This window comes from Fulvivirga maritima (assembly GCF_021389955.1).
Taxonomy (GTDB): domain Bacteria; phylum Bacteroidota; class Bacteroidia; order Cytophagales; family Cyclobacteriaceae; genus Fulvivirga; species Fulvivirga maritima.
In genome coordinates, this window is record NZ_CP089980.1 from 1,184,381 (window position 1) to 1,211,354 (window position 26,974).

Annotated in this window: 22 protein-coding genes and 4 tRNA genes; 3 read left to right on the top strand and 23 right to left on the bottom strand. The window is 38.0% G+C overall.

The window, feature by feature from the left end:
• Window positions 1–217: 217 nt before the first annotated feature.
• From chrA to recF, 22 genes are all read right to left on the bottom strand, one after another.
• Window positions 218–1,387 (bottom strand): chromate efflux transporter, encoded by a 1,170-nt coding sequence (gene chrA / locus LVD15_RS04830; RefSeq protein WP_233779183.1) that lies wholly within the window; start codon window positions 1,385–1,387, stop codon window positions 218–220.
• 8 nt (window positions 1,388–1,395) lie between these two features.
• Window positions 1,396–2,367 carry an isopenicillin N synthase family dioxygenase gene (locus LVD15_RS04835; RefSeq protein WP_233779184.1) on the bottom strand — a complete coding sequence of 324 codons (972 nt, stop codon included), beginning with the start codon at window positions 2,365–2,367 and terminating at the stop codon, window positions 1,396–1,398.
• Window positions 2,368–2,536: 169 nt separating this feature from the next.
• Window positions 2,537–2,842 (bottom strand): 30S ribosomal protein S10, encoded by a 306-nt coding sequence (gene rpsJ, locus LVD15_RS04840; protein WP_009581876.1) that lies wholly within the window; start codon window positions 2,840–2,842, stop codon window positions 2,537–2,539.
• A gap of 7 nt (window positions 2,843–2,849) precedes the next feature.
• The gene (fusA, locus tag LVD15_RS04845) at window positions 2,850–4,967 is read right to left on the bottom strand and encodes an elongation factor G (protein ID WP_233779185.1); all 2,118 of its coding nucleotides are present in this window, start codon (window positions 4,965–4,967) and stop codon (window positions 2,850–2,852) included.
• Window positions 4,968–4,978: 11 nt separating this feature from the next.
• Window positions 4,979–5,446, bottom strand: coding sequence for a 30S ribosomal protein S7 (gene rpsG, locus LVD15_RS04850; protein WP_233779186.1), 468 nt, complete (start codon window positions 5,444–5,446; stop codon window positions 4,979–4,981).
• Between the two features lie 14 nt (window positions 5,447–5,460).
• Window positions 5,461–5,835: a 30S ribosomal protein S12 gene (gene rpsL / locus LVD15_RS04855; protein ID WP_202242120.1), complete on the bottom strand. Its 375-nt coding sequence runs from the start codon at window positions 5,833–5,835 to the stop codon at window positions 5,461–5,463.
• A gap of 165 nt (window positions 5,836–6,000) precedes the next feature.
• Complete coding sequence (locus LVD15_RS04860) at window positions 6,001–6,330, bottom strand: DUF3467 domain-containing protein (RefSeq protein ID WP_202242119.1); 330 nt, start codon at window positions 6,328–6,330, stop codon at window positions 6,001–6,003.
• Between the two features lie 6 nt (window positions 6,331–6,336).
• Entirely contained in the window at window positions 6,337–10,641 is a 4,305-nt protein-coding gene (rpoC, locus tag LVD15_RS04865; RefSeq protein ID WP_233779187.1) for a DNA-directed RNA polymerase subunit beta', read from the bottom strand.
• Between the two features lie 64 nt (window positions 10,642–10,705).
• Window positions 10,706–14,578 (bottom strand): DNA-directed RNA polymerase subunit beta, encoded by a 3,873-nt coding sequence (gene rpoB / locus LVD15_RS04870; protein WP_233779188.1) that lies wholly within the window; start codon window positions 14,576–14,578, stop codon window positions 10,706–10,708.
• Window positions 14,579–14,742: 164 nt separating this feature from the next.
• Window positions 14,743–15,123 (bottom strand): 50S ribosomal protein L7/L12, encoded by a 381-nt coding sequence (rplL, locus tag LVD15_RS04875; protein ID WP_233779189.1) that lies wholly within the window; start codon window positions 15,121–15,123, stop codon window positions 14,743–14,745.
• A 37-nt stretch (window positions 15,124–15,160) separates the two neighbouring features.
• Window positions 15,161–15,691, bottom strand: coding sequence for a 50S ribosomal protein L10 (rplJ, locus tag LVD15_RS04880; RefSeq protein ID WP_233779190.1), 531 nt, complete (start codon window positions 15,689–15,691; stop codon window positions 15,161–15,163).
• Window positions 15,688–16,392, bottom strand: coding sequence for a 50S ribosomal protein L1 (gene rplA, locus LVD15_RS04885; RefSeq protein ID WP_233779191.1), 705 nt, complete (start codon window positions 16,390–16,392; stop codon window positions 15,688–15,690). Before rplA ends, rplJ begins: the two co-directional genes overlap by 4 nt.
• Before the next feature lie 12 nt (window positions 16,393–16,404).
• Window positions 16,405–16,845, bottom strand: coding sequence for a 50S ribosomal protein L11 (gene rplK, locus LVD15_RS04890; protein WP_202242113.1), 441 nt, complete (start codon window positions 16,843–16,845; stop codon window positions 16,405–16,407).
• 4 nt (window positions 16,846–16,849) lie between these two features.
• Window positions 16,850–17,407: a transcription termination/antitermination protein NusG gene (nusG, locus tag LVD15_RS04895; RefSeq protein WP_202242112.1), complete on the bottom strand. Its 558-nt coding sequence runs from the start codon at window positions 17,405–17,407 to the stop codon at window positions 16,850–16,852.
• A 12-nt stretch (window positions 17,408–17,419) separates the two neighbouring features.
• Window positions 17,420–17,611: a preprotein translocase subunit SecE gene (gene secE / locus LVD15_RS04900; protein WP_233779192.1), complete on the bottom strand. Its 192-nt coding sequence runs from the start codon at window positions 17,609–17,611 to the stop codon at window positions 17,420–17,422.
• 23 nt (window positions 17,612–17,634) lie between these two features.
• Window positions 17,635–17,707: transfer RNA gene (locus tag LVD15_RS04905), tRNA-Trp, on the bottom strand.
• A gap of 161 nt (window positions 17,708–17,868) precedes the next feature.
• Entirely contained in the window at window positions 17,869–19,056 is a 1,188-nt protein-coding gene (gene tuf / locus LVD15_RS04910; RefSeq protein WP_233779193.1) for an elongation factor Tu, read from the bottom strand.
• A 168-nt stretch (window positions 19,057–19,224) separates the two neighbouring features.
• Window positions 19,225–19,296 (bottom strand) — tRNA-Thr (locus LVD15_RS04915).
• 110 nt (window positions 19,297–19,406) lie between these two features.
• Window positions 19,407–19,479: transfer RNA gene (locus LVD15_RS04920), tRNA-Gly, on the bottom strand.
• Window positions 19,480–19,562: 83 nt separating this feature from the next.
• A tRNA-Tyr gene (locus tag LVD15_RS04925) sits at window positions 19,563–19,645 on the bottom strand.
• Between the two features lie 168 nt (window positions 19,646–19,813).
• Window positions 19,814–20,134 (bottom strand): DciA family protein, encoded by a 321-nt coding sequence (locus LVD15_RS04930; protein ID WP_233779194.1) that lies wholly within the window; start codon window positions 20,132–20,134, stop codon window positions 19,814–19,816.
• Window positions 20,131–21,231 (bottom strand): DNA replication/repair protein RecF, encoded by a 1,101-nt coding sequence (recF, locus tag LVD15_RS04935; RefSeq protein WP_233779195.1) that lies wholly within the window; start codon window positions 21,229–21,231, stop codon window positions 20,131–20,133. The genes LVD15_RS04930 and recF overlap by 4 nt, the downstream gene beginning before the upstream one ends.
• 54 nt (window positions 21,232–21,285) lie before the next feature.
• Here recF and pdhA point away from each other — a divergent pair, with 54 nt between their 5' ends.
• The 3 genes from pdhA (at window position 21,286) to ribH (ending at window position 23,689) form a co-directional block, all read left to right on the top strand.
• Complete coding sequence (pdhA, locus tag LVD15_RS04940) at window positions 21,286–22,320, top strand: pyruvate dehydrogenase (acetyl-transferring) E1 component subunit alpha (RefSeq protein ID WP_233779196.1); 1,035 nt, start codon at window positions 21,286–21,288, stop codon at window positions 22,318–22,320.
• A 99-nt stretch (window positions 22,321–22,419) separates the two neighbouring features.
• Window positions 22,420–23,118 (top strand): tetratricopeptide repeat protein, encoded by a 699-nt coding sequence (locus LVD15_RS04945; protein ID WP_233779197.1) that lies wholly within the window; start codon window positions 22,420–22,422, stop codon window positions 23,116–23,118.
• A 94-nt stretch (window positions 23,119–23,212) separates the two neighbouring features.
• Window positions 23,213–23,689, top strand: coding sequence for a 6,7-dimethyl-8-ribityllumazine synthase (gene ribH, locus LVD15_RS04950; protein WP_233779198.1), 477 nt, complete (start codon window positions 23,213–23,215; stop codon window positions 23,687–23,689).
• Between the two features lie 151 nt (window positions 23,690–23,840).
• Here the strand turns inward: ribH and LVD15_RS04955 are convergent, their stop codons facing one another.
• Entirely contained in the window at window positions 23,841–26,930 is a 3,090-nt protein-coding gene (locus LVD15_RS04955) for a TonB-dependent receptor (protein WP_233779199.1), read from the bottom strand.
• Between the last annotated feature and the right edge of the window lie 44 nt (window positions 26,931–26,974).

A 26,974-nucleotide genomic window follows, 5' to 3' on the forward strand; every position in this document is an offset into this window, starting at 1 on the left:
TTCTAAATCGATATTCCTTCAGATTTATTAATAAAACCACTCACGATTTTGCACTTTTCGAAGACGCTAAAGCGGAAGGTGTTCAGATTTATAACAAAAAAAGCTGGACTTAATCAGTCCAGCTTTTATATCTTGTTTTGATTTATGTAATTATCAAGGGAGGCCTATTATATTAATATCTGATACTGTATATCGAAAACTTAAGGAAGATTGATTATTAGAAGATAAACCCTATAACCAGACCGGCAAGAATAATTACTGGAGGAGGAATCTTAGTGAACAGCAAAAGCGCGAAGGTGCAAACCGTAACGGATATATTTAATAAATTCATCTCCAAAGGTAAAAACATTAAAACAGCGGCAGACACCACCATACCCGCACTAGCAGCATTAATTCCTTCAAGAGAGGCCTTGACTATACGATATTTCTTTAAGCTCTCCCAGAAGCGAATAACAAAGAATATAAGAAAGGTACCAGGTAAGAAGATACCAGCAGAGGCAGCTATTGCACCAAGTACTTGCCCACCTACCCCATACTCCTTCATAGACAACGCTCCTATATAAGAACAAAATGAAAATACAGGCCCAGGAACAGACTGCACTAAAGCATAACCAGATAAGAATTCTTGAGAGGTTAGGTAATGCTTGAACTCAACAAACTCACCATATAGAAAAGGAATAAGCACTTGTCCACCCCCAAAAATCAAACTACCATTACGATAAAAATTCTCTAAAAGCAGAATAGGCCTATATCTAGTGAAGTGACCTAATACAGCAATAAACACAAAGAAGCCAGCCCATAAAATAAAATTTGCCCAGCGTATATTTATTCCTTTCTTTTCCTCAATAGGTTGAGCCTTATATTTTAAAGCAGTGAAAGCTCCTCCTATTATCAACATAATAGGGAAGGCAAACGGCGAGCCCGACCCAAAGGTTAATGAACCCGTTAATGCCAACAACCATAGCACCGCCGATGTCTTGGTTTTTACAACTTTATGAGAAATCTTCAACCCCGCGTATGCGACAAAGCCCACGGCCATAGGCTGGATAAAACGAGTAAATTCGGTAGACTCCAACTGAGAGATGGTAATACCCGCAATAGTCATAATAGTTACTGCTGGTATCATCCAAACCAGCAAAGTAAGGTAGGCCAGATTGGGCCCTCCTATTTTAAAACCAATTGCCGTTACAGTCTGTGTAGAAGTAGGTCCCGGAAGAATCTGACACAAGGCATTAAGCTCTATTAAGTCCTCTTCTGTGAGATATCCCCTCTTCTTGACCATCAGATCAAACATAATAGCGATATGCGCCTGTGGACCTCCAAATGCACTCACAGCCAAAACTAATACATCCCGAAGGAATATCAAATATCGAACTCGCTTGAACAAAGCCTCTTTTACTTCTTTAAGCCTATTTCCGCTAATCGCTGATTTAGAAATTCTCCAGCAGTAATGTCATCAAATTGCTTAGGGTGATCAGCATCAATACAATTATCTAAACATGTCAAATCCATATCAGAACGCGGGTGCATGAAGAATGGAATAGAAAAACGACTACTTTTCATTTGATCCTTGGGCGGGTTAACCACTCTATGAATAGTAGATTTCAATTTCTTATTAGTAAGCCTCTCGAGCATATCCCCTACATTAACTACCAACTGTTCGGGTAAAGCAGTAATCGGAATCCATTCGCCATCTCTCCTTAGAACTTGTAAGCCATCAGCACTTGCTCCCATGAGCAAGGTGATTAAATTGATATCACCATGTTCTGCTGCTCTTACAGCATCTTCAGGAACTTCTTCAGGGTTTTCTATAGGAAAGTAATGAATAGGTCTTAAAATACTGTTTCCGTTCTTCACCTTATCGTCAAAATAGTTTTCCTCAAGCCCTAGATATAAAGCAATAGCACGAAGCATTTCCACTCCAGTTCTTTCAAGTCGCTCGTAAACTTCCAGGCCTATTTCCAAAAATTCAGGCAACTCCTTCACGGCTACATTATCAGGATACTCTTCTTTTATAGGATCTCCATCAGTTACCTCTTGACCAATATGGAAAAATTCCTTTAGGTCACCGGTTTTTCTTCCCTTAGCATGCTCCTTTCCTTTCCCCACATAACCGCGTTGTCCTGCTAAGCCCTCAATTTCATATTTCTGCTTAACGTCATCAGTCAAGGCAAAAAATTGTTTTATGCTGCTGTATAAGTTTTCAGACATTTCATCAGTTAGATAATGTCCCTTAATAGCCACAAATCCAATGTTATTGTAAGCGTTACCTAAATCTTCTACAAACTGCTTACGTTGAGCTTCAGTACCATTCCTAAAATCATTTAAATCTAACGATGGCACCTCATCATATAAAATATCAGGCATATTTATTCATTTTTGGGTTCAACCCTGCTAAAATACATGAAATAATCGTCAATTCATCAACTCATAAAAGGTAAACTAAGTAGTATAGATTGAATTAAAACATGATTTTCAGCATAAAAAAAGCCCTACTCACAAAGTAAGTAGGGCTTTAATATATTATTCTTTACAGTTAGACTTTGATCTCAACATCAACTCCACTAGGTAATTCTAATTTCATTAATGCATCAACAGTCTTAGTACTGTTAGAGTAGATATCAACTAGTCTTTTGTAAGTACATAGTTGAAACTGCTCTCTTGATTTCTTATTAACGTGAGGTGATCTCAACACAGTAAACTTCTCCTTTATTGTAGGAAGAGGAATAGGTCCACTTACTACAGCTCCGGTAGTTTTTACCGCTCTTACGATCTTCTCAGAAGATTTATCAACCAAATTATGATCGTATGACTTTAATTTTATTCTAATTTTTTGATTCATAACTTTATTAATTAACGGCCGCTCCTTTTACCTCTTCAATTACCTTTTCTGCCAAGTTCTTAGGAACTGGATCGTAATGAGAGAATGTTAATGATGCAGTTGCTCTACCAGAAGTAATAGTTCTTAAATCAGTTACATATCCGAATAATTCAGACAATGGAACATCAGCTTTAATTACTTGTGAATTACCTTTAGTATCCATACCTCTCATCAAACCTCTTCTCTTGTTCAAGTCACCAGTAACAGATCCCATGTACTCTTCAGGAGTTACAACTTCAACTTTCATTACAGGTTCTAGCAATTGAGGTCCAGCTTTTTTAGCTGCAGCTTTGAAACCTAATCTTGCTGCTAATTCAAAAGACAATGCATCTGAATCCACATCATGGAAGCTACCATGGTATAATTCAACTTTCATTGCTTCGATAGGATATCCTGCCAAAGGTCCATTTACCATCGCTTGCTCAAATCCTTTTTGAACAGCTGGGATAAATTCTTTAGGGATAACACCACCAGTAATACTGTTTACAAATTGTAAACCTGGTTTGATATTACCATCTTCATCAGGATCAGCCGGGCTAAGTTTGAATACGATATCCGCAAACTTACCTTTACCACCAGACTGCTTCTTATATACTTCCTTATGATCAACTAAAGTAGTAATGTCTTCTTTGTATGCTACCTGAGGAGCACCTTGGTTAACCTCTACTTTAAATTCTCTTTTCAGACGATCCATGATGATGTCAAGGTGAAGCTCTCCCATTCCTCTTAGGATAGTTTGACCTGTTTCTTCATCAGTGTTTACTTGTAATGTAGGATCTTCCTCTACCAACTTAGCGATAGCCATACCCATTTTATCAACATCGGCCTGAGTTTTAGGCTCGATAGCATAACCAATTACTGGCTCAGGGAATACCATTGACTCTAGAACGATCTTATTACCTTCGTCACAAAGAGTATCTCCGGTTTTGATATCTTTAAATCCTACTACGGCAGCAATATCTCCAGCGTGTAATTTCTCAATTTGATTTTGCTTATTAGCATGCATTTGGAAAATACGAGAGATACGCTCTTTCTTATTTGTTCTTGTATTGAATACATAAGAACCTGAATCTAATAATCCAGAATAAGAACGTACAAAGCAAAGTCTACCAACAAATGGGTCAGTAGCGATCTTAAATGCAAGTGCACTAAAAGGAGCTTCTGTAGATGGTCTTCTTGATATTTTTTCTTCAGTATCAGGATCAGTACCAACGATGTTATCTCTATCTAATGGAGACGGTAAAAGTTCCATTACATAGTTAAGCATTGTTTGAACACCTTTGTTTTTGAAAGCTGATCCACAAAGCATAGGAACGAAAGCTAAATCAATAGTAGCTTTTCTTAAAGCAGCTATTACTTCGTCTCTAGTTATAGATTCAGGATCTTCAAAATATTTTTCCATCAAAGTTTCGTCGTATTCAGCTACGGCCTCCAATAGGTGCTCTCTGTAACTGTCTACTTCTTCTTTCATGTCGGCTGGAATCTCTACCTCGCTAAATGTCATACCAAGGTCTTCATCATTCCAAACCATAGCTTTCATTTCCACTAAGTCTACAACTCCTTTGAATCCAGCTTCAGCTCCGATAGGCAACTGTAAAGGCACAGCCTTAGTTCCTAACATCTCCTTCACTTGCTTACATACATTCAAGAAGTCTGCTCCATCACGGTCCATTTTATTAACGAAACCGATTCTAGCCACTTTGTAGTTATCAGCTAATCTCCAGTTAGTTTCTGACTGAGGCTCTACACCATCAACAGCACTAAAAAGGAACACAAGACCATCTAATACTCTTAATGATCTGTTTACCTCTACTGTAAAGTCAACGTGTCCTGGAGTATCTATAATGTTAATGTGATACTGCTCTCCGTTATAAGGCCAAAATACAGTAGTCGCAGCTGAAGTAATTGTAATACCTCTTTCCTGCTCCTGCTCCATCCAGTCCATGGTAGCTGCACCGTCGTGAACTTCACCGATTTTGTGGCTTACACCAGTATAATAAAGAATACGTTCTGTAGTTGTTGTTTTACCAGCATCGATGTGTGCAGCGATACCTATGTTTCTTGTTAATCTAAGATCTCTTGCCATTTTAAAAGATATTAAAATCTAAAGTGTGAAAATGCTTTATTTGCTTCAGCCATTCTGTGAGTATCATCTTTCTTTTTCACAGCTGCTCCTTCACCCTTAGAGGCAGAAATAATTTCACCAGCAAGTCTATCTCGCATGGTTTTTTCACCTCTTAATCTAGAGTAACGAATCATCCACTTAATACCTAGAGTAATCTTTCTATCAGGACGCACTTCCATAGGAACTTGAAAAGTTGCACCTCCGACTCTTCTACTCTTCACCTCTACAGAAGGCATGATGTTATTCAATGCTTTCTTCCAGGTTTCAAGACCATTTTCACCAGTCTTATTTTCTACTTGCTCTATAGCTTCATAAAAAATGTTATAAGCAATACTTTTTTTGCCATCCACCATTAGGTAGTTTACAAACCTGGTAACAAGTGTATCTTGAAACTTAGGATCTGGCAGAATATACCTTTTCTTTGGTTTAGCTTTTCTCATTCTATTCTACTGATTTATTTTTTTGGCCTTTTAGCACCGTACTTTGATCTTCTTTGCAGCCTACCATTTACTCCGGCTGTATCCAGCGCACCACGAATAATGTGATACCTAACACCTGGTAAATCTTTTACTCTACCACCTCTAATAAGCACGATAGAGTGCTCTTGTAGATTGTGACCTTCACCAGGAATGTAAGCGTTAACTTCCTTACCATTAGTAAGTCTAACCCTTGCTACTTTTCTCATAGCCGAATTCGGCTTCTTTGGGGTAGTTGTATATACCCTTGTACATACTCCTCTTCTCTGTGGACACGAATCAAGAGCTGGTGACTTCGATTTGGACACCAATTTCTTTCTCCCCTTTCTTACCAATTGTTGAATAGTAGGCATTATATAATCTTTAGTTTTATACCTTTTTTAAAATTCGGACTGCAAAGGTAAAAAAAACAGTCCAATTATTCAAATAGTTTAAATAAATTAATTATCAATTATAAACAAGACTTTCCCGCTTTTTGTGAAGAAAGTCTTGTTTTGAATATCCTTTTATAAAGCTTATCAGGCTTCGCCTACCGTTCCCCCGAAATTCAAGGGAAACTTAGGTGCCTCTTCAGTCTTTTTTATAGGGCCGAACGTATCTTCATATCTTTGAATATTATCATTCAAGGCATTTAGTAAACGTTTGGCATGCTCTGGAGTAATCACGATCCTGGATTTAACCTTGGCCTTTTGTACTCCTGGCATAAGACGAATAAAGTCTATTACAAACTCACTATTAGAGTGAGCAATCATCGCCAGATTAGCATATACACCTTCAGCTGTTTCTTCTGAAAGCTCTATATTGATCTGATTAGGATTATCTTTCTTTTCTTTATTATCGTCAGCCATTTCTAATTAGTTGTTCTGAAGTTCCTTTTGCTTGGCTTCTTCGTTAGAAGCTACCAAACCATCATACTCCTCTTGTGAACCTACAATTACATCTTTGAAAGATCTCTGACCTGTTCCTGCAGGAATTAAGTGTCCTACAATTACGTTTTCTTTCAAACCTAACAGGTGATCTGCTTTACCTCTAATTGCCGCTTCACTCAATACTTTAGTTGTCTCCTGGAATGATGCTGCTGATAAGAAACTTTCTGTTTTCAATGAAGCCTGAGTGATACCTTGTAATGTTGGCTTAGATACCGCTGGCATAGCTTCTCTAACCTGTACAAGTTTCAAATCTTTACGCTTCAATGTAGAGTTCTCATCTCTAAGTTCTCTAGGAGTTACAATCTGACCTGGCTTGAAGTTTTCAGAATCACCGGCATTGGTAACTACTTTCTTATCAAGTACTAAGTCATTTTCTTCTCCAAATACAAACTTATCAACTATCTCATTAGTCAAGAAACTGGTATCTCCTGAATCAAGAATCTGCACTTTCTGCATCATCTGACTTACGATAGCCTCAATGTGCTTATCGTTTATCTTCACACCTTGCAGACGGTAAACTTCCTGAATCTCATTCACTAAATACTCTTGTACTGCTGTTGGTCCTTTAATAGCCAAGATATCAGCTGGAGTAATTGCTCCATCAGATAATGGATAACCTGCTTTTACAAAGTCATTATCCTGTACAAGTATGTGTTTAGATAGTGATACCAAATATCTCTTCTTAATACCATCCTTAGACTCGATGAAGATTTCTCTGTTACCACGTTTGATACCTCCGTAAGTTACTACACCATCTATCTCAGAAACTACAGCTGGGTTTGAAGGGTTTCTTGCTTCAAACAATTCTGTAACTCTAGGAAGACCCCCTGTAATATCTCTTGATTTACCCATAGTTCTTGGAATCTTAGCAAGAATTTGTCCCGCTTTGATTTTATCTCCATCGTCCACAGCTAAGTGGGCTCCTACAGGTATGTTATAAGATTTACCATCGTTCTTACCATTAATTCTAATGGCAGGGTTCTTAGTTTTATCTTTAGTATCAGTAATTACTTTTTCTCTGTGACCAGTTTGCTCATCAGATTCTTCTTTATAAGTAATTCCTTCTATAATAGATTCGAATTCAATAGTACCATCAAACTCAGAAAGAATAACCGCGTTATAAGGATCCCAGAATACAAGCTCATCACCTTTTTCAACCTTTTGACCTTCTTTCACTTTCAAGAAAGCTCCATAAGGCACATAGTTGGTCATCAGTACTGTTCCTTTCTTCTCGTCAACCACTTTGATCTCACCAGTACGTCCCATGATTACTTCTATCTTCTCACCTTCTTTATCAGTGGTTTTGATAGTTCTAACTCCTTCGAACTCGATAACACCATCAAATTTAGCTTTGATGTTTGCATCTACTGCAATGTTAGAAGCAGTACCCCCAACGTGGAAAGTTCTAAGTGTAAGCTGAGTACCAGGTTCACCGATTGACTGTGCTGCTATTACACCCACAGCTTCACCAGCATGTACCATCCTACCTGTAGCCAGGTTACGGCCATAGCATTTGGCACAACCACCTTGCTTAGTTTCACAAGTAAGTAGTGATCTGATCTCTACTTCTTCTATATTACTTTCGTCAATAGTCTTAGCGATCTCTTCAGTGATCTCATCACCTGATTCACAGATTAACTCATCTGTTACAGGATCATAGATATCATGAACAGATACTCTACCTAAGATTCTCTCTGATAATGCCTCTACAATATCCTCATTATCTTTAAGTGCAGCTACAGTCAGACCTCTTAAAGTACCACAATCATCCTCAGTGATTACTACGTCCTGAGCCACATCCACCAAACGTCTGGTTAAGTAACCCGCATCCGCAGTTTTCAATGCTGTATCGGCAAGACCTTTACGTGCACCGTGAGTAGAAATAAAGTACTCTATTACATCAAGTCCTTCTTTAAAGTTAGAAAGAATAGGGTTTTCAATAATAGCACCCACTGAACCTGCAAGGTTCTTTTGTGGCTTAGCCATCAATCCTCTCATTCCACCTAACTGACGAATCTGCTCTCTAGATCCCCTTGCACCTGAGTGCATCATCATATAAATAGAGTTGAATCCTTGATCATCTTCAGCCAACTGAGTCATCAATGTGTTAGTAAGCTGAGTATTGATCCTGGTCCAAATATCAATTACCTGATTGTATCTCTCATTATCAGTGATAAGACCCATTAGGTAATTATTCCATACAGCATCCACTTCCTCTTTGGCTTGATTTACAAGCGCCTCTTTTTCTTCTGGAATAGCTACATCATTAAGTCCCATTGAAAGACCACCTTTGTAAGCCATTTGGAAACCAAGCTCTTTAATATCATCCAAGAAGTGAGCTGTTCTTGCCATTCCTGATACTTTAAAAATATCAGAAATAATCTGTTGAAGCTTTTTCTTAGTTAAGAGTTCGTTTACAAAGCCTACTTCTTCTGGCACGTGTTGGTTTACAAGAACTCTACCTGCTACTGTTTCCAGTAAAGTATTTTCAAGCTCGCCTTTTTCATTACGAACTTTAGTTCTCACCTTAATATACGCGTGCTTAGAAAGCCTCTTCTCGTTTATCGCAATGATAACCTCTTCAGCGCTGTAGAAACTCATGTTTTCTCCTAGCACAGGATTATCTTCAGTTCCTCTTCTTCCCTTAGTTACATAGTAAAGACCAAGTACCATATCCTGAGAAGGTACAGTAATAGGTGCTCCGTTAGCAGGGTTTAGGATATTATGTGATGAAAGCATCAACAATGAAGCCTCCAAAACAGCTTCCTGACCTAGAGGTACGTGAACGGCCATCTGGTCACCATCAAAGTCAGCGTTGAATGCTGTACATACTAATGGGTGTAGCTGGATCGCTTTACCTTCTATAAGCTTAGGTTGAAAAGCTTGAATACCTAATCTGTGAAGTGTAGGAGCCCTGTTAAGCAATACCGGATGTCCTTTCAACACGTTTTCAAGGATATCCCATACTACAGGATCTTTTCTATCTACTATCTTCTTAGCAGATTTTACTGTTTTAACAATGCCTCTTTCGATCAACTTACGGATAATAAACGGCTTGAATAATTCTGCCGCCATATCTTTAGGTAAACCACATTCGTGCAGTTTTAACTCAGGACCTACTACAATTACAGAACGACCTGAATAATCTACCCTTTTACCCAATAAGTTTTGACGGAAACGACCTTGCTTACCTTTAAGCATATCACTTAAAGATTTTAAAGCTCTGTTTCCATCTGATCTTACAGCATTCACTTTTCTGGAGTTATCAAACAGTGAATCCACAGCTTCCTGAAGCATCCTTTTCTCATTTCTAAGAATTACTTCCGGTGCTTTAATATCAATTAGTCTCTTCAGACGATTGTTCCTGATAATTACCCTTCTGTAAAGATCATTCAAATCAGAGGTAGCGAATCTACCACCATCCAAAGGAACTAAAGGCCTAAGTTCTGGCGGAATAACCGGCACCATTCTGATCACCATCCATTCAGGGCGATTTTCAATTCTTGTTTTTGCTTCTCTGAATGCTTCAACAACTTTAAGTCTTTTTAAAGCTTCCGCTTTTCTTTGCTGTGAAGTATCAGTTGCAGCCTGATGTCTTAACTCATAAGAAAGAGTGTCTAACTCAGTTCTTGCCAATAACATTTCAAGAGCCTCAGCTCCCATTTTGGCAATAAATTTATTTGGATCATCATCGTCTAACAATTGATTCTCACGAGGCATTTTATCCAGAATATCCAGATATTCATCCTCAGTAAGGAAATCCATTTTAGCTATACCATCTTCCTCTTTGACACCTGGTTGAATAACCACATATCTTTCATAGTAAATGATTTGATCCAGCTTCTTAGTAGGTAATCCTAATAAGTAACCAATTTTATTTGGCAACGACTTGAAATACCAGATGTGAGCTACAGGGACAACCAATTCAATATGTCCCATTCTTTCTCTTCTTACCTTCTTCTCAGTAACTTCAACACCACATCTGTCACAAATTATACCTTTATATCGTATCCTCTTGTATTTTCCACAATGACACTCCCAGTCTTTCACAGGCCCGAAAATACGCTCACAGAACAATCCACCCATTTCAGGCTTATAAGTTCTGTAGTTAATTGTTTCAGGTTGAGTAACTTCACCATGAGAGCTCTCTAAAATAGACTCAGGTGATGCCAAACTGATAGTAACCTTGGAAAAGTCGAGGTTTAGCTTTTTATTCTTTCTGAATGACATAATTTGAATATTTGATGTCAATGTTCAAGAGGTTTTCACCTCTTGAACACATGTAATTTTTATATTAGTCTAAAGTGATTTCCAACGCTAATCCACGAAGCTCGTGTACTAGTACGTTGAATGACTCAGGTATATTTGGCTTCTTCATGTTTTCACCTTTAACAATAGCCTCATATGCCTTCGCTCTACCAATAACATCATCCGACTTGATGGTAAGAATCTCTTGCAACACGTTTGATGCACCGAATGCTTCAAGTGCCCAAACCTCCATCTCACCAAATCTCTGACCACCAAACTGGGCTTTACCTCCCAATGGCTGCTGAGTAATAAGTGAGTAAGGTCCGATAGATCTAGCGTGCATTTTATCATCTACCAAGTGACCCAGTTTAAGCATATAAGCTATACCTACTGTTACTGGTTGATCAAATCGCTCTCCTGTGAGACCATCATACAAATATGCTCTACCATAGTCAGGTAATCCTGCTTCGCTAAGTTCTGCAGCTACTTCTTCCATAGAAGCACCATCAAAAATTGGCGTAGCATAACGTCTACCTAACTCTAACCCGGCCCAGCCTAAAACAGTTTCATAAATCTGACCCAAGTTCATCCTTGATGGTACACCAAGAGGGTTCAAACAAATGTCTACAGGCGTTCCGTTTTCAAGGAATGGCATATCCTCATCTCTCACGATCTTAGCAACAACCCCTTTATTACCGTGTCTACCTGCCATTTTATCACCTACTTTAAGTTTACGCTTCTTAGCAATATAAACTTTAGCCAGCTGAACAATACCTGCAGGTAATTCATCACCAACCTCAAGAGTAAATCTTTCACGCTTAAATTCTCCAGCGATCTCATTTCTCTTGATGTTATAACTCTTCACAAGTTTGAACACAATATCATTAACTCTTTCATCTGTAGTCCAGTTATCAAGGATTACATCTGAAACCAAGTTAACTTCCTCAGGAACATTATAAGTACTTTCATCCTTATAAATGTTTTTCTCTGGGAATAGATTGTGCTCTATATTTTTTCCAGAAAACTTAACTCCTTTGCTAATTAGCTCATCTCCAAATTTATGTCTTACTCCCTGGCTGGTTTGTCCATCCAATAAAGTAGTCAATTTTTCGATCATTTGAGCTCTTAACCCAAGAAGTTCTTTACTGTATTTACTCTTAAGAATTTCAACTTCTTTCTTAGCTTTGGCTCTTAACTCTTTATCCTTCTTAGGTCTAGAGAAAAGCTTAGTATCAATTACCACACCTCTTAATGAAGGTGAAGCTTTAAGAGAAGCATCTTTAACATCACCAGCTTTATCTCCGAATATAGCTCTTAAAAGCTTTTCTTCCGGAGTAGGATCTGTTTCCCCTTTAGGAGTAATTTTACCAATTAGAATATCGCCTTCTTTTACTTCAGCTCCAACTCTAATGATACCATTTTCATCTAAATGCCTTACAGCTTCTTCACTAACGTTAGGAATTTCAGAGGTCAACTCTTCCTCTCCACGCTTAGTGTCTCTAACTTCAAGCTCATACTCATCAATGTGGATAGATGTATAAATATCATCTCTTACCACTTTCTCAGAGATTACAATAGCATCCTCAAAGTTATACCCTTGCCAAGGCATGTAAGCCACTCTCAGGTTTCTACCTAAAGCAAGCTCTCCTCCTTGTGTGGCATAACCCTCAACTAAAGGCTGTCCTTTAAGTACTCTCTCTCCTTTTTTAACTATTGGAGTAAGGTTAATACAAGTATCCTGGTTAGTTCTTCTAAACTTAATCAGGTTATATGTTTTAGTATCTTCATCAAAGCTTACAAGAAGATCATCATCAGTCATATCATATCTAACAACAATTTTCTTAGCATCAACAAAGTCAACCACACCATCACCTTCAGCCAATACCAAAGATCTAGAGTCAATAGCAATACGTCCTTCCAAACCAGTACCAACAATAGGAGCTTCAGGCTTCAATAATGGAACAGCCTGACGCTGCATGTTTGATCCCATCAATGCACGGTTAGCATCATCATGCTCCAAGAAAGGAATCATAGATGCCGCCACTGACACAATCTGGTTAGGAGCAACGTCCATGTATCTAACTTCTGCGGGTTCAACCACAGGGAAGTCACCTTCAAATCTTGCTTTTACTCTCTCATTAACAAAGTCACCAGTCTCTTTCAGAGGTGCATTTGCCTGAGCGATATTGTGAGTATCTTCTTCTTCAGCAGTAAGATATTTCACATCACCAGTCATATCTACTTTTCCTTCATTTACTTCCCTATAAGGAGTTTCAATGAATCCCATGTTATTCACTTTAGCATGAACACATAAAGAAGAAATAAGACCAATGTTAGGACCTTCAGGTGTTTCAATAGTACATAAACGTCCGTAGTGAGTATAGTGAACGTCACGAACCTCAAAACCAGCTCTTTCTCTTGATAGACCACCAGGACCTAAAGCAGACATTCTTCTCTTGTGAGTAACCTCAGCAAGCGGGTTGGTCTGGTCCATAAATTGAGACAACTGGTTAGTACCGAAGAACGAGTTAATAACTGAAGAAAGTGTTCTTGCATTAATCAAGTCCACAGGTTTGAAATCTTCGTTATCTCTAACGTTCATACGTTCTTTAATAGTTCTGGCCATTCTGGCAAGACCTACACCGAACTGAGTATATAACTGCTCACCAACAGTTCTTACTCTTCTATTACTTAAGTGATCTATATCATCAACTACAGCTTTAGAGTTAATTAAACCAATAAGATATTTTACAATAAGTATAATATCCTCAGTGGTAAGTACTCTTTGCTCAGAGTCAATATCAAGACCTAACTTTTTATTTATTCTATATCTACCTACTTCTCCTAAATCATAACGCTTCTCACTAAAGAATAGACTTTGAATAATATCTCTAGCAGTTTGCTCATCAGGAGCTTCAGTATTTCTTAATTGTCTATAAATCTGTTCAACCGCTTCTTTTTCAGAGTTAGAATTATCTTTAGCAAGCGTGTTGAAGATGATAGTAAAATCTGTAACGTTTACATCCTCTCTATGCAGAATTATTGACTTAGATCCTGAATCTACAATTGTTTCTATGTCTTCATCAGTAAGAACGTGATCTCTTTCGAGCAACACTTCATTACGATCTATAGAAACCACTTCTCCAGTATCTTCATCTACGAAGTCTTCTGTCCAGGTTTTAAGTACCCTTGCAGCAAGTCTTCTTCCTTCAGCATCTTTTAGATCTTTCTTAGTAGCTTTAACTTCTTCAGAAAGACCAAACAGATCTAATATATCTTTATCTGTACCATAACCTATTGCACGGAGCAAAGTAGTAACAGGGAATTTTTTCTTTCTATCAATGTAAGCATACATCACGTTGTTTACATCGGTAGCGAATTCTATCCATGACCCTTTGAAAGGGATAATTCTTGCAGAATAAAGCTTTGTACCATTAGTATGTTTACTTTGGGCAAAGAACACACCAGGGGACCTGTGTAACTGAGAAACTATAACCCTTTCAGCTCCATTAATAACAAAAGAACCTTTTTTGGTCATATAAGGGATGTTCCCCAAGAATACTTCCTGTTCGATGGTCTCAAAATCTTCATGATCCTCATCATTACAGGTAAGCTTTAATTTAGCCTTTAAGGGCACAGAGTACGTAAGCCCTCTATCGATACACTCATCAACAGAGTATTTAGGAGGATCAACTATATAGTCGATAAACTCCAACTCAAAATTTTCTCTGGAATCAGTAATGGGAAAGTTCTCAGAAAAAACTTTGAATAATCCCTCCTGTTCCCTTTTTTCGGCAGGTGTTTCTAGCTGAAAAAAGTCCTTAAAGGATTGTAATTGTATATCAAGGAAATCAGGATAATCTATAATCTTCTTAATGGAAGAAAAACTGATTCTTGCGTTTTCTTTTTTACTAGCCAAAGCTTTTAAAATTTAAATTACAAGATTTTGTAAATGGCCACCGAATCTAATGATTCTTAAGCCTTAATGTATGTTGAATGTAAAGTAGCTACAAACAGCAAAAGACCCCGATTAATACCGGGGTCTAACTTTTTGTTAGACGACCTATTGTATGTCGCCAAGGCTTATTTCAACTCAACCTCAGCCCCAGCTTCTTCAAGCTGCTTTTTAAGACCTTCAGCTTCGTCCTTAGACACGCCTTCTTTGATAGCTTTAGGAGCGCTATCTACGATTTCTTTAGCTTCTTTAAGACCTAATCCAGTTAATTCCTTCACCAATTTCACGATAGCTAATTTAGCTCCACCTGGTGATTTAAGGATTACATCAAATTCAGTTTGCTCAGCTCCAGCATCGCCACCTTCACCGCCAGCAGGTGCAGCAACTGCAACAGCTGCAGCAGCAGCAGGTTCGATACCATGCTCTTCTTTAAGGTACTCTGCTAGTTCATTAACTTCTTTTACTGTAAGTTCAACTAGTTGATCTCCAAGTGCTTTAACGTCTGCCATTTTATTCTTATTTAGTCAATTATTCTTTTTAATTTAATTAATTTTCTCGCTCAGATAATGTTTTTACTAAACCTCCAAGTATATTCTTTCCACTTTGAAGCGCAGAAACAACATTCTTAGCAGGAGATTGAAGTAAACCAATAACCTCGCCGATGAGCTCTTGCTTAGATTTAAGCTCGCTCAAAGTTTTAAGATTTTCTTCACCGAAGAAGAAATCTCTATCTACGGAAGCAGCCTTTAACGAAGGTTTTGCAACACCTTGTTTTTTTCTATATTCAGTAAGTACTTTACCTGGCAAATTTGCCACCTCTTCTGAAAACAAAATCCCAGAGAATCCCTTCAGGCTTTCATTCAAACCTTCGAAGTCACCTTCTATGTTTTCTAAAGCTTTCTTGATCAAAGAATTTTTGTATACTCCGTACTCCACTCCTTTATCGAAACAAATGCGTCTGAAAGCGTTTACCTGAGCAACAGATAGACCTGATGCATCAGTGATATAGAAGTGAGGGTTCTTATTGAACTTTTCAGTAAGAGAATCTATAATTTCTGATTTTTCTTGCCTTGTCATGATTTTAATCCTGAAATTGATTGTTTGTCAATAGTTATCGAAGGACTCATCGTAGAAGAAATGTTAATTGTTCTAAAATAAGTTCCTTTTGCAGAAGCAGGCTTTAACTTGGCAACTGTTTGTAACATCTCCTGAATATTTTCAGTGATCTTCTCAGGTGAGAAAGATGTTTTACCAACACTTACGTGGATAATTCCAAACTTATCAACTTTGAAATCAATCTTACCAGCTTTTATATCCTGAACAGCTTTACCCACTTCTAAAGTTACAGTACCTGATTTAGGGTTAGGCATTAAACCTCTTGGACCTAAAACACGACCTAATCTACCCACTTTAGCCATTACGGTAGGCATGGTAATGATAACATCCACATCAGTCCATCCACCTTCAATTTTCTTGATATAATCATCAAGTCCTACGTAATCTGCGCCAGCGTCTTTTGCTTCTTGCTCTTTATCAGGAGTACATAAAACAAGAACGCTTAAATCTTTACCAGTACCATGAGGCAATGTAACAACCCCACGCACCATTTGATCAGCTTTTTTAGGATCTACACCTAAACGGATATCTAGATCTACTGAAGAATCAAATTTAGTGTAAGAAATTTCTTTCACCAGATTTGAAGCCTCATCTAAAGCATATTCTTTAGTAGAGTCTACTTTTTCGCGAGCTGCTTTCTGATTTTTTGTCAGTTTTGCCATTGTGCTTTTATTTTAACTCCAAGGAGCTGTTCCAGTTACTTTTATTCCCATACTTCTAGCCGTTCCTGCTACCATTCTCATAGCTGACTCAACCTCAAAAGCATTCAAATCAGGCATTTTAGTTTCGGCAATAGTTTGCACTTGTTCCCAAGTTACACTACCGATCTTAGTCCTGTTTGACTCGGCTGATCCTTTTTTCTTTTTGGCAGCTTCTAAAAGCAATACTGCCGCAGGAGGGGTTTTTACTACGAAGTCGAATGACTTATCGCTATAGATCGTTACCAAAACAGGTAACACCTGTCCTTGTTTTTCTTGTGTTCTAGCATTAAACTGCTTGCAGAAGTCCATGATATTGAGACCCTTAGAACCTAATGCAGGACCAACTGGAGGTGATGGGTTAGCCTGGCCACCTCTTATCTGCAATTTCAAGTATCCACTAATTTCCTTAGCCATTATCTTAATCTAATTTTTCTACTTGCATATAGTTCAATTCAACAGGTGTGTTCCTGCCAAATATTTTTACCATTACATTAAGTTTCCTTCTTTCTTCAAAAACCTCTTCAACAGTACCTGTAAAACCACTGAATGGACCATCCATTACTTTTACAGATTCGCCGACTATGTATGGTGTTTCTAATTTCTCCTCAAACTCGTCAATCTCATCTACCTTACCTAAGATCCTATTCACTTCTGATTGACGCAAGGGAACAGGGTCTTTAGAAGATCCTGTACCGTTATTTCCCAAAAATCCAATCACTCCAGGCACACTAGTTACCAAGTGATTAGCTTCTCCATTACTTAAATCTGCAGATACGAGAACATATCCAGGGAAGAAATTTCTTTCTCTTACCCTTTTCTTACCATTCCTCATTTCATAAACCTTCTCTGAAGGGATTAATACTTGAGGAACGAAATCAGTTAATTTCTCACGCTCTACTTCAGTTTCAAGATAAGCTTTAACTTTCTTTTCTTGACCACTTACAACTCTAACCACATACCATTTAAGATCACTCATTATCTAGTCTGATTAAAATTGGTCGTAAAAAAAGTCCATTCCGGTTTGGAAAACGTAATCCATTAAGCCTATCAATAACGCAAAGATAAAAGATGCTACAAGTACTAATATAGAACTATTTTGTAGTTCACTATACTTAGGCCATGTAACCTTGTTTTTCATTTCGTCATACGACTCAAGAATAAAAGATTTTAACTTTTGCATCTGGCTTACTTTTTAATGTTTTGCACGGGTGGAGAGACTCGAACTCCCAGCCAATGGTTTTGGAGACCACTACTCTACCAATTGAGCTACACCCGTTTATTTCTTTACTTTTACCTCATTTTGGGCTTTAGTACTTCAGTCTAAAACTCGACTCTTCGTAATCCGACCTCAAAATGGTTTGCAAAGGTAATAGAAAATTTAAGAAAATAAAAGCGTTCCGATAAAAATCGAAACGCTTTATGTAGAATATCTTTATATTATTCTATGATTTCAGTTACCTGACCAGAACCTACTGTTCTACCACCTTCTCTGATAGCGAATCTAAGTCCTTTTTCCATAGCTACAGTGTTGATCAATTCAACAACGATAGATACGTTATCACCAGGCATAACCATTTCAACGCCTTCTGGAAGCATGATCTCACCAGTAACGTCAGTAGTTCTTAAGTAGAACTGAGGTCTGTATTTGTTAAAGAAAGGAGTGTGACGACCACCTTCTTCTTTAGAAAGAACGTAAACCTCTGCCTTGAACTTTTTATGAGGAGTTACAGAACCTGGCTTACAGATTACCATACCTCTCTTAATGTCAGTTTTTTCAATACCTCTAAGAAGAAGACCAACGTTATCACCAGCCTCACCTCTATCTAATATTTTTCTGAACATCTCAACACCAGTAACTGTAGACTTAAGTCCTTCAGCACCCATACCAAGAATATCAACAGGATCTCCAGAGTTAATAACACCTCTTTCAATTCTACCAGTAGCCACAGTACCACGACCAGTGATAGAGAATACGTCTTCAACAGGCATTAAGAAATCCTTGTCGATAAGACGCTCAGGAAGAGGGATATAGCTATCAACTGCATCCATCAATTCTTCTACTTTAGCAACCCACTCAGCTTCTCCGTTAAGAGCACCAAGAGCTGAACCTTGGATTACAGGAATATCATCACCAGGGAAATCATAATCAGAAAGTAACTCTCTGATTTCCATTTCAACAAGTTCTAATAACTCAGGATCATCTACTAAGTCAACTTTGTTCATGAATACCACAAGAGCAGGTACACCTACCTGACGAGAAAGCAAGATGTGCTCTCTAGTTTGAGGCATAGGACCGTCTGTAGCAGCCACTACGATGATAGCACCGTCCATTTGGGCAGCACCAGTAACCATGTTCTTCACATAGTCAGCGTGACCAGGACAGTCAACGTGAGCATAGTGACGGTTAGCAGTAGCATACTCAATGTGTGAAGTATTAATTGTAATACCTCTTTCTTTTTCTTCAGGAGCGTTATCGATTGAAGAGAAATCTCTGTTATCAGCAAGTCCTTTGTCTGACAATACTTTAGATATTGCCGCAGTTAAAGTAGTTTTACCGTGGTCAACGTGACCGATTGTACCAATATTCACGTGGGGTTTTGAACGGTCAAAATTTTCTTTAGCCATATTTGAAAATCCCTAGTTTAGTTAAAATTATATTCGTTATTTAAATTATCGCTTCTTTCTAAATGCGTATAGAGAACCATCTTACCGTCATTATCTCTAACAAACGGAAATGATCCCTACATCATTCGACTTACTCTTACGGCTAAGAAATTAATTCTAAACCAAAAGAGCCAAGAAGGGGATTTGAACCCCCGACCTCTTCCTTACCAAGGAAGCGCTCTACCCCTGAGCTATCTCGGCTGATTATTCTGAGCCAGGAAATACATTATTTTAAACAATGTCCTACCTCAAGGCAGGCTTCTTGGCCCAATGCCGAGAATTGGCAGGCACTTTACCTTGAACTCACAAAGAGCGGGAGACGAGGTTCGAACTCGCGACCTACAGCTTGGAAGGCTGTCGCTCTACCAACTGAGCTACTCCCGCTTGAATTCTATACAAATTTCCTGGTTTATGAGTAATTTTCAAAACTCTTCCAGGCTCTGTATTAAACATTACGTTTAAAAGAGTGGGGGGAGCAGGATTCGAACCTGCGTAGGCTTGCGCCAACGGATTTACAGTCCGTCCCATTTGGCCGCTCTGGTATCCCCCCAATGCATCTTTTCATTAAAGAACTCCTTTGATTTTCGGCTGTTTTTGTGTGCCTTTTGATCAAAGAGAGTGCAAAACTATGCGCTTTTTTCTTTTAATCAAACTTTCGCCTAAAAAAAAGATGATTTTTTTTCCTTTAGTCCTAAAAACGCCCTCTATTGCCATTTAATCAATAAAAAAGAATTTCATTTATTACCTTATGACCAAACTCCTTTTCTAAAATTTTCATTATTTCCATTTTAGAATGGTTAAGCTGGTGCTTTAATGGTGCTGAAAGAATCTCCACGAATAGCACCTGATCTTTTACGAATATCTTACCTGTACGGTTGGCTATGGTATTACCCATAAGCTTTGTCCAGCTATCTACCAGGCGAGCTTCATCAAACCGGCCTTTTAGACGATAGGTATCTAACAGAGAATCTATTGCTTCCTTTACAGAAGATATGTCTGACTTCCTTTTATCAAATTTATCGAAATTTCGCTTTTTCATTGTATCACTGTACCTCGGTTCACTTTATAAAAGTTAGCAGAGATATTTAGTTCATTTAATATTGTTCTGGTTCTCTCTTCCCTTGCGTCTGTAATGAATATTTGACCAAAGTCATGATTTACCACTCTTTCCATAAGGTGCTGAATTCGACGGGAATCTAATTTATCAAATATATCATCTAACAAAAGAATGGGTTTGAATTTTTTCAGTTCTCTGATAATATCAAAGTGACCCATCTTTAAGGATACTAAAAATGTCTTTTGTTGCCCCTGTGATCCAAATTTTTTCAAAGGCTTGCCTTCTATTACAAATCTAAAGTCATCTCTATGCACTCCCATGGTAGTTCTTTCCAAAGCTAAGTCTTTCTTAAGAGCATTTTTGTATGATTCTACAAAATCAGGATCAGAAGCCTCTGACCGATAGTGAATACTCACTGTTTCGTTTCCTTCTGAGAGTTTATCATAATGGTTCTGAAAAAGCTTTTCAAAATCCTCTATAAAGTGCCTCCGCCTTTTATTTATTTCTTGTGAAAGCGTAACTATATGCTCATCATAGACCTTCAACAATTCATAATCAGTACGACCGACAGACCCGAAACGCTTCAATGCGCTATTTCTTTGTTTTAAGTATTTAGAATAGGTTATGAGGTTATCCAGGTATTCCTCATCTATTTGGCTAATGATGGCATCGAAAAATTTCCTCCGAGCTTCACTCCCATCTCTGATAATATCAGTGTCATTTGGTGCGATAAGTACTACGGGCAGTTTACCCACATGTTCGCTCAAGCGAGAATATTCCTTCTTATTTACTTTAAAGGTTTTTCCTTTTCCCTCTTGATAAGAACATAGTACAGGAAGTAACTTTTCGGAAAGCATAAAATCTCCTCTAATGGAGAAAAAATCTTCGCCAAATTTTACATTTTGACTATCAATAGTATTAAATGCACTCCTAGTCATAGACAAATAATGAATGGCATCTAGCAGGTTAGTTTTACCACTTCCGTTCTCTCCTACCAAACAATTCACTTCGTTTGAAAAAGTGAGTGCTACTTCTTCGTAGTTCTTAAAACCAAACAAACTCAATTTTTCAATGTGCATTAACTTTTTTTACTTATTTTCGCAATCCAAATTATTGGATTCAAAATTACTATTATGGCAACTACAACAAAAGGAAAGTCAAAATCTAAATCCTCAGCCAAATCCAAATTCAATAAGGAAACCTACATGCACTGGTTCGAGAGCATGTTGTTCTTAAGAAAGTTTGAGGAGAAAGCAGGCCAGTTATATGGTCAACAAAAAATCAAAGGATTTTGTCACCTGTATATAGGACAAGAGGCTTGTGTAGCAGGCTCTATTTCAGCATTAGAAAGAGGTGATAAACACATAACTGCTTATAGGGATCACGCGCACCCTATTGCATTAGGATCAGACCCTAAGAAAATTATGGCTGAGCTTTTTGCTAAGGAAACGGGTATTTCTAAAGGTAAAGGTGGCTCTATGCACATGTTTGATAAGGAAAACAATTTCTTTGGAGGACATGGTATAGTAGGTGGACAGGTGCCTTTAGGAGCAGGAATTGCTTTTTCAGAAAAGTATAACAAAACAGGCAAATTATGTATGTGCTACATGGGAGATGGTGCCGTAAGACAAGGTGCATTTCATGAAGCGCTTAACTTAGCTATGACCTGGAAGCTTCCTGTAATCTTTGTTATAGAGAACAACGGGTATGCTATGGGTACTTCTGTAAAAAGAACTTCTAACGTAACTGAGCTATATACTTTAGGTGAAGCTTATGATATGCCTTCTGAGCCAGTAGATGGTATGTCTGTAGAAGCTGTTTATGAAGCAGTAGAAAGCGCAGCCGAAAGAGCTAGAAACGGAGAAGGACCTACTTTATTAGAATTCAGAACTTACAGATACAAAGGACACTCAATGTCTGACCCTGCTAAGTATAGAACTAAAGAGGAATTAGAAGAGTATAAAGGAAAAGATCCTATAGAGCAAGTGAGAAAAACCATACTGGATAATAAATATGCCAGCGAGGATGAAATCTCAGCTATAGAAAAGAAAGTAAAAGATGAAGTAGCAGAATGTGTGAAATTTGCTGATGAGTCTGACTACCCTAAACAGGAAGAAGCTTTCAGAGATGTTTATGCTCAAGAAGATTATCCTTTCGTAACTGACTAAGGAAACAATACTTATAAAAGAAGAAACAGGATTTTTTAAATTCCTGTTTCTTATGTTTAAAGTTATTACTAGCTTTGCAGCCTTTAAATTTTTTCGCAAATGGCAGACAAAAAGAAAAATAATACTACCGAACATCACAATGAGCTATTAGAAAATCCTGAAGCTCTTGCAGATCAGTTAACCAAAACTGAAGAATTCCTAGAAAGGAATAAAACCATTGTGCTCGCTATACTAGCCATTTTTGTGGTAGGGGTAGCAGGATATTTCGGTTTTAAGTATTATAAAAGCTCTCAAAATGATAAAGCACAAAATGAAATGTTTCAGGCTGTGTACTATTTTGAAAGCGACAGTTTAGATTTAGCTCTAAATGGCGATGGTAATCGTTTAGGCTTTTTAGACATAATTGATGAGTATAGCATTACCAACGCGGCTAATCTGTCTCATTACTATGTAGGAGCAGCTTACCTTAAACAAGGTAAATTTGACGATGCTATTTCTCATTTAAAAGAGTTTAGTGCCGATGATCTTCTCATACAGGCACGTGCTTATAGCTTAATAGGAGATGCTTACATGGAAAAAGGAGAATTTGATAGTGCTGCCAGCTATTTCCAAAAAGCCGCTGACTATAAGCCTAATAAGTACTTTACTCCAGAATATTTAATGAAAGCAGCTTTAGCTTACGAAAAACTGAACCAAGTTGACGATGCTAAAGAATCTTATAACAAGATCATTGATAAATACTGGGACTCTAACTTAGTACAAACTGCTAAGAAATATAAGGCAAGACTTGGTGCATAACACACCAGAAAAGCAATAGCTTAAAAGAAATTGAAAGGGATAAGGTATAAAATCTTTATCCCTTTTTTATTTTTGAATAAAATTAAAAATACACATGGCTTCATCTCAAAAGAACTTAAGTGATTACAGTTCGAAGAATATTCAAGATATCAGTAATAAGAAATTTGCGATAGTAGTTTCTGAATGGAATGACGAGGTAACAGAAGCTCTTTATTCCGGAGCCTATGAGACCTTAATAACAAATGGTGCTGATAGAAATAATATCATCAGAAAAAATGTACCTGGCAGCTTTGAGTTAACCCTTGGAGCTCACTGGATGGCTGCAGAAGATGATATTGATGCAGTAATATGCCTCGGGTGCGTTATTCAGGGTGAAACAAGGCACTTTGACTTTATATGTGATGCTGTAGCTCACGGTATTACTAATGTCAATCTTAAATTTGCCAAGCCTGTAATATTCGGAGTACTCACTACCGATAATCAAAAACAAGCCTTAGATAGAGCTGGAGGTAAGCATGGGAACAAAGGTGATGAAGCAGCCATCACTGCCATAAAGATGCTAGGATTTTAAAACAAAAAGGCTGTCTAAGAAATAAGATTTAAGTGAGACAGAGGTACTCGAAATCCTCATTATAATGAATAATAGAACATTTCGAGTACTTCAATGTGAAATCTACTAATCTATTTACTACTTTTTAGACAGCTCCTTTCTTCTCTATTTATTAGAATGTATACCTTAGTCCGAGCTGCATCTGCCACCTAGAAATAAGTCCGGTATCTGTAACAAAAGTACTATTTAACGCTTCATTAAAGTTATAGGTAGGCTCACCTGAAGCATCTACCTCCACTACACTAACAGGCTGCACACTACGCGGCATTTGTCTTACACCCCAGTCTGAGCTCAATAGATTACCCGCATTTAACACATCTAAGCTAAACTGGATAGTATTTCCATTATTCAATTTATAGTCCTGTAAAAGCCTAAAATCAAAGCGAGAATACCATGGGCTGAGTGCTCCATACCTTTCAGCATAGTCTCCACGGTTATCACTTAAATAATCATCATTTCCAATATAACTTCTATAGGCTTCTCTATTTTGTGCCGATACAAAGTTCATTTCATCTAACTCAGCATCAGTAGGAATATAAAGTAGATCATTTAAAACTGAACCATCACCATTTAAATCTCCAGCATAAGTGTAGCTGTATCTTCCTCCTTTTGCATATTCCAAGAATAACGATAAGGTGGTAGCCCAATGGTCATTTCCATACTTAAAGGTCTTATTAACATTACCGACAAAGCGGTGCTTATTACCGTATATAGATGGAGATAAAACCGCTCTATTAGCATTACCTACCACGGGATTAATAGAGAAGGCATCACTAGAAATTTCAGCTTCTATTGAAGAAACAGTTTTAGCATCTAAATAATTATAAGCCAGACTAGCATATAACCCATTATCCCATTTTTTCTTTACCTCGAGCGTTAAATTAAAGCTTCGCCCTTCATCTGTATTAGTGAAAACATAGTTAGAAGCTACTCCGCCGTTAAATGTAACAATATCTTCTGGCTGATATCTACCTCTGTTATCTACGCCACTTAACTGACCTGATGGCGTCCTCAAGCTATAATCTCTTACCATCATAGCATTAATATCTTTTGTATAACTGAGGTCTACAGTAGCTACTAATCCTTTGGATATTACTTTATCCACCCCTAAAGAAGATCTCCATACCTGAGGAAATTTAAAATCTGGAGCCGTAACATTTAAAAAGCCAGTAAACGGGTTAGCCACCTGGTTTCCTATCCATACAAAAGGTAAACGACCAGTAAACACGCCACTACCTCCTCTTAGCTGTAGTGTCCCGTCTTTGTTCACATCCCAATTAAAACCGACTCTAGGAGAGGCCAAAATAGTAGCATCTGGCAGCTTGGTATTATCGAAAGTTACAGGTTGATTATTTTCGTCGAAATAAACTACGTCATCAGTGTTTGGAGTAATGTTATCAGAAGTATTGAAATACAAAGGCTTATCGAACCTTACTCCTAAGGTCAAGGTGAAATTATCACTCATTAACCACTTATCTTGAGCATAAAAGGCTAGCTGCCCGATCTCAGATTCGGCCATTGCCCAGCCATCATTGGCATTATTAAAATCAAATGTGGCTCTTGCCTCTGCCACGGTAGCATCCCATTCACCATTATTAACCTGAGTAATAAAATCTTCTATGTTAGTAGAAGAAAATATGCTTGGGCCATAGCCAGTTAGGTTAAAGGAGTTTTCAAACATAAATTTCTCGAAAGAAACGCCTACCGTGAAGGTATGGTCTCCCACATACATTTCGAAGTTATCACTAGCCTGAAATACCTGCTGCTCCAGGGTGTTATTTATTGAAAAAGGCTCATGCCCCACAATTATGTAGTTACTTCCATCTTTAGTGAGGTTTACCGGAGGGAAAGGAGTACTAAATGGATCTCTATAATCATCAAAATAAGTGTAGCCTAATTGAAGTTTATTAGAAAACTTGTTACTAAAAAGCGACCTCAACTCTACCAACCATGAGTCAATATTATTATTCATTTGGTAGCCTGAGTTTTTAAATTGAAGTGTATTGGCGTCAGGCCCTCTCCTACCAATAGCTGTTGGATGTGCTGGTTTTTCTTTTGTAGCTCTCAAAAAATTATAAGTTGCGGTAAGCGTGTGATTATTATTGATATTATAATCTAGCTTCACTATCCCTTTTTGGTTTCTGGTATCGAGGGTAAAACCTTCATAAGGCCCTGTTTCATATCCAAATCTATCATATAAAAGAGAGCTTATTCTTTCCAGATCTGTAGCTAGTACCCGTGACTCATTAACTGCACCAGTACCTCTGTTAGCCACAAAGCTAGAGCCTAAATCCTCTCTTCTGTCAAGTTCAAAATTGGTAAAGAAAAAAAGCTTACTCTTTATTATTGGGCCACCTAAACTAAAACCTGCTTGCACCTGCCTAAGATCTGCTTCCAGCACATCTTCTCCTTCCACCTTGCTACCGAGTAAGTCCTGATTTCTAAAAAAACCAAATACAGTACCATGGAAATCATTAGTACCACTTTTCGTAACTGCATTTATAGAGGCTCCTGTAAAACCTGACTGCGTAACATCATAAGGAGCCACCGACACCTGTATTTGTTCAATCGCATCTAAAGAAATAGGCTGGGCATCTGATTGACCTCCCGGAGTGGCGGCATCTAAACCAAAAGGGTTATTAAAAATAGATCCATCTAATGAGAAATTATTATACTGATCATTTCTTCCTCCGAAAGAATTCCCGTCAGAGGATGGTGTAAGCCGGTAAATATCACTAGCTGATCTGGTAATGGTAGGCAGCTTTTTAATTTGGTCGTTAGAAAAGGCTATTTCTGCACCGGTACGATCACTGTTAAACGTATCATCGCCAGCACCTGAAACCACTACTTCTTGCAAAGTAGTAACATCCGGATCTAATGAAATATTTAAGACAAAGGTCTCTCCTAATACAAGCTCAATTCCCTTGAACTCCTGAGGATGGTGCCCCACATAACTGACTTTGACGATATAAGGTCCGCCAACCTTTAAATTAGGGAGAGTATACTTCCCGTCCAATCTGGTAGAGGTGCCATACTCCACCCCTGTTGGCTCATGAATGGCAATCACATTAGCTCCTGGTAGTGTAGCGCCGGTTTCATCCGTTATTGTTCCTCTCATGCTGGCTGTAGTCACCCCCTGGGCTAGTATTTTTTGACATGACAGCAACATTATCATTGCAAAAAGCAAGACTGATCTCTTCATAGGTTTAAGTAGATTATTTAGGTTAAATTTTACCCCAAATTAGC

What these genes read in the sequence shown, in the direction of transcription:
- LVD15_RS04835 (WP_233779184.1), bottom strand. Translation starts at nt 2,367, where the DNA reads ATGCCTGATATTTTATATGATGAGGTGCCATCGTTAGATTTAAATGAT.
- rpsJ (WP_009581876.1), bottom strand. Translation starts at nt 2,842, where the DNA reads ATGAATCAAAAAATTAGAATAAAATTAAAGTCATACGATCATAATTTG.
- fusA (WP_233779185.1), bottom strand. Translation starts at nt 4,967, where the DNA reads ATGGCAAGAGATCTTAGATTAACAAGAAACATAGGTATCGCTGCACAC.
- rpsG (WP_233779186.1), bottom strand. Translation starts at nt 5,446, where the DNA reads ATGAGAAAAGCTAAACCAAAGAAAAGGTATATTCTGCCAGATCCTAAG.
- rpsL (WP_202242120.1), bottom strand. Translation starts at nt 5,835, where the DNA reads ATGCCTACTATTCAACAATTGGTAAGAAAGGGGAGAAAGAAATTGGTG.
- LVD15_RS04860 (WP_202242119.1), bottom strand. Translation starts at nt 6,330, where the DNA reads ATGGCTGACGATAATAAAGAAAAGAAAGATAATCCTAATCAGATCAAT.
- rpoC (WP_233779187.1), bottom strand. Translation starts at nt 10,641, where the DNA reads ATGTCATTCAGAAAGAATAAAAAGCTAAACCTCGACTTTTCCAAGGTT.
- rplL (WP_233779189.1), bottom strand. Translation starts at nt 15,123, where the DNA reads ATGGCAGACGTTAAAGCACTTGGAGATCAACTAGTTGAACTTACAGTA.
- rplJ (WP_233779190.1), bottom strand. Translation starts at nt 15,691, where the DNA reads ATGACAAGGCAAGAAAAATCAGAAATTATAGATTCTCTTACTGAAAAG.
- rplA (WP_233779191.1), bottom strand. Translation starts at nt 16,392, where the DNA reads ATGGCAAAACTGACAAAAAATCAGAAAGCAGCTCGCGAAAAAGTAGAC.
- rplK (WP_202242113.1), bottom strand. Translation starts at nt 16,845, where the DNA reads ATGGCTAAGGAAATTAGTGGATACTTGAAATTGCAGATAAGAGGTGGC.
- nusG (WP_202242112.1), bottom strand. Translation starts at nt 17,407, where the DNA reads ATGAGTGATCTTAAATGGTATGTGGTTAGAGTTGTAAGTGGTCAAGAA.
- secE (WP_233779192.1), bottom strand. Translation starts at nt 17,611, where the DNA reads ATGCAAAAGTTAAAATCTTTTATTCTTGAGTCGTATGACGAAATGAAA.
- tuf (WP_233779193.1), bottom strand. Translation starts at nt 19,056, where the DNA reads ATGGCTAAAGAAAATTTTGACCGTTCAAAACCCCACGTGAATATTGGT.
- LVD15_RS04930 (WP_233779194.1), bottom strand. Translation starts at nt 20,134, where the DNA reads ATGAAAAAGCGAAATTTCGATAAATTTGATAAAAGGAAGTCAGACATA.
- recF (WP_233779195.1), bottom strand. Translation starts at nt 21,231, where the DNA reads ATGCACATTGAAAAATTGAGTTTGTTTGGTTTTAAGAACTACGAAGAA.
- pdhA (WP_233779196.1), top strand. Translation starts at nt 21,286, where the DNA reads ATGGCAACTACAACAAAAGGAAAGTCAAAATCTAAATCCTCAGCCAAA.
- LVD15_RS04945 (WP_233779197.1), top strand. Translation starts at nt 22,420, where the DNA reads ATGGCAGACAAAAAGAAAAATAATACTACCGAACATCACAATGAGCTA.
- ribH (WP_233779198.1), top strand. Translation starts at nt 23,213, where the DNA reads ATGGCTTCATCTCAAAAGAACTTAAGTGATTACAGTTCGAAGAATATT.
- LVD15_RS04955 (WP_233779199.1), bottom strand. Translation starts at nt 26,930, where the DNA reads ATGAAGAGATCAGTCTTGCTTTTTGCAATGATAATGTTGCTGTCATGT.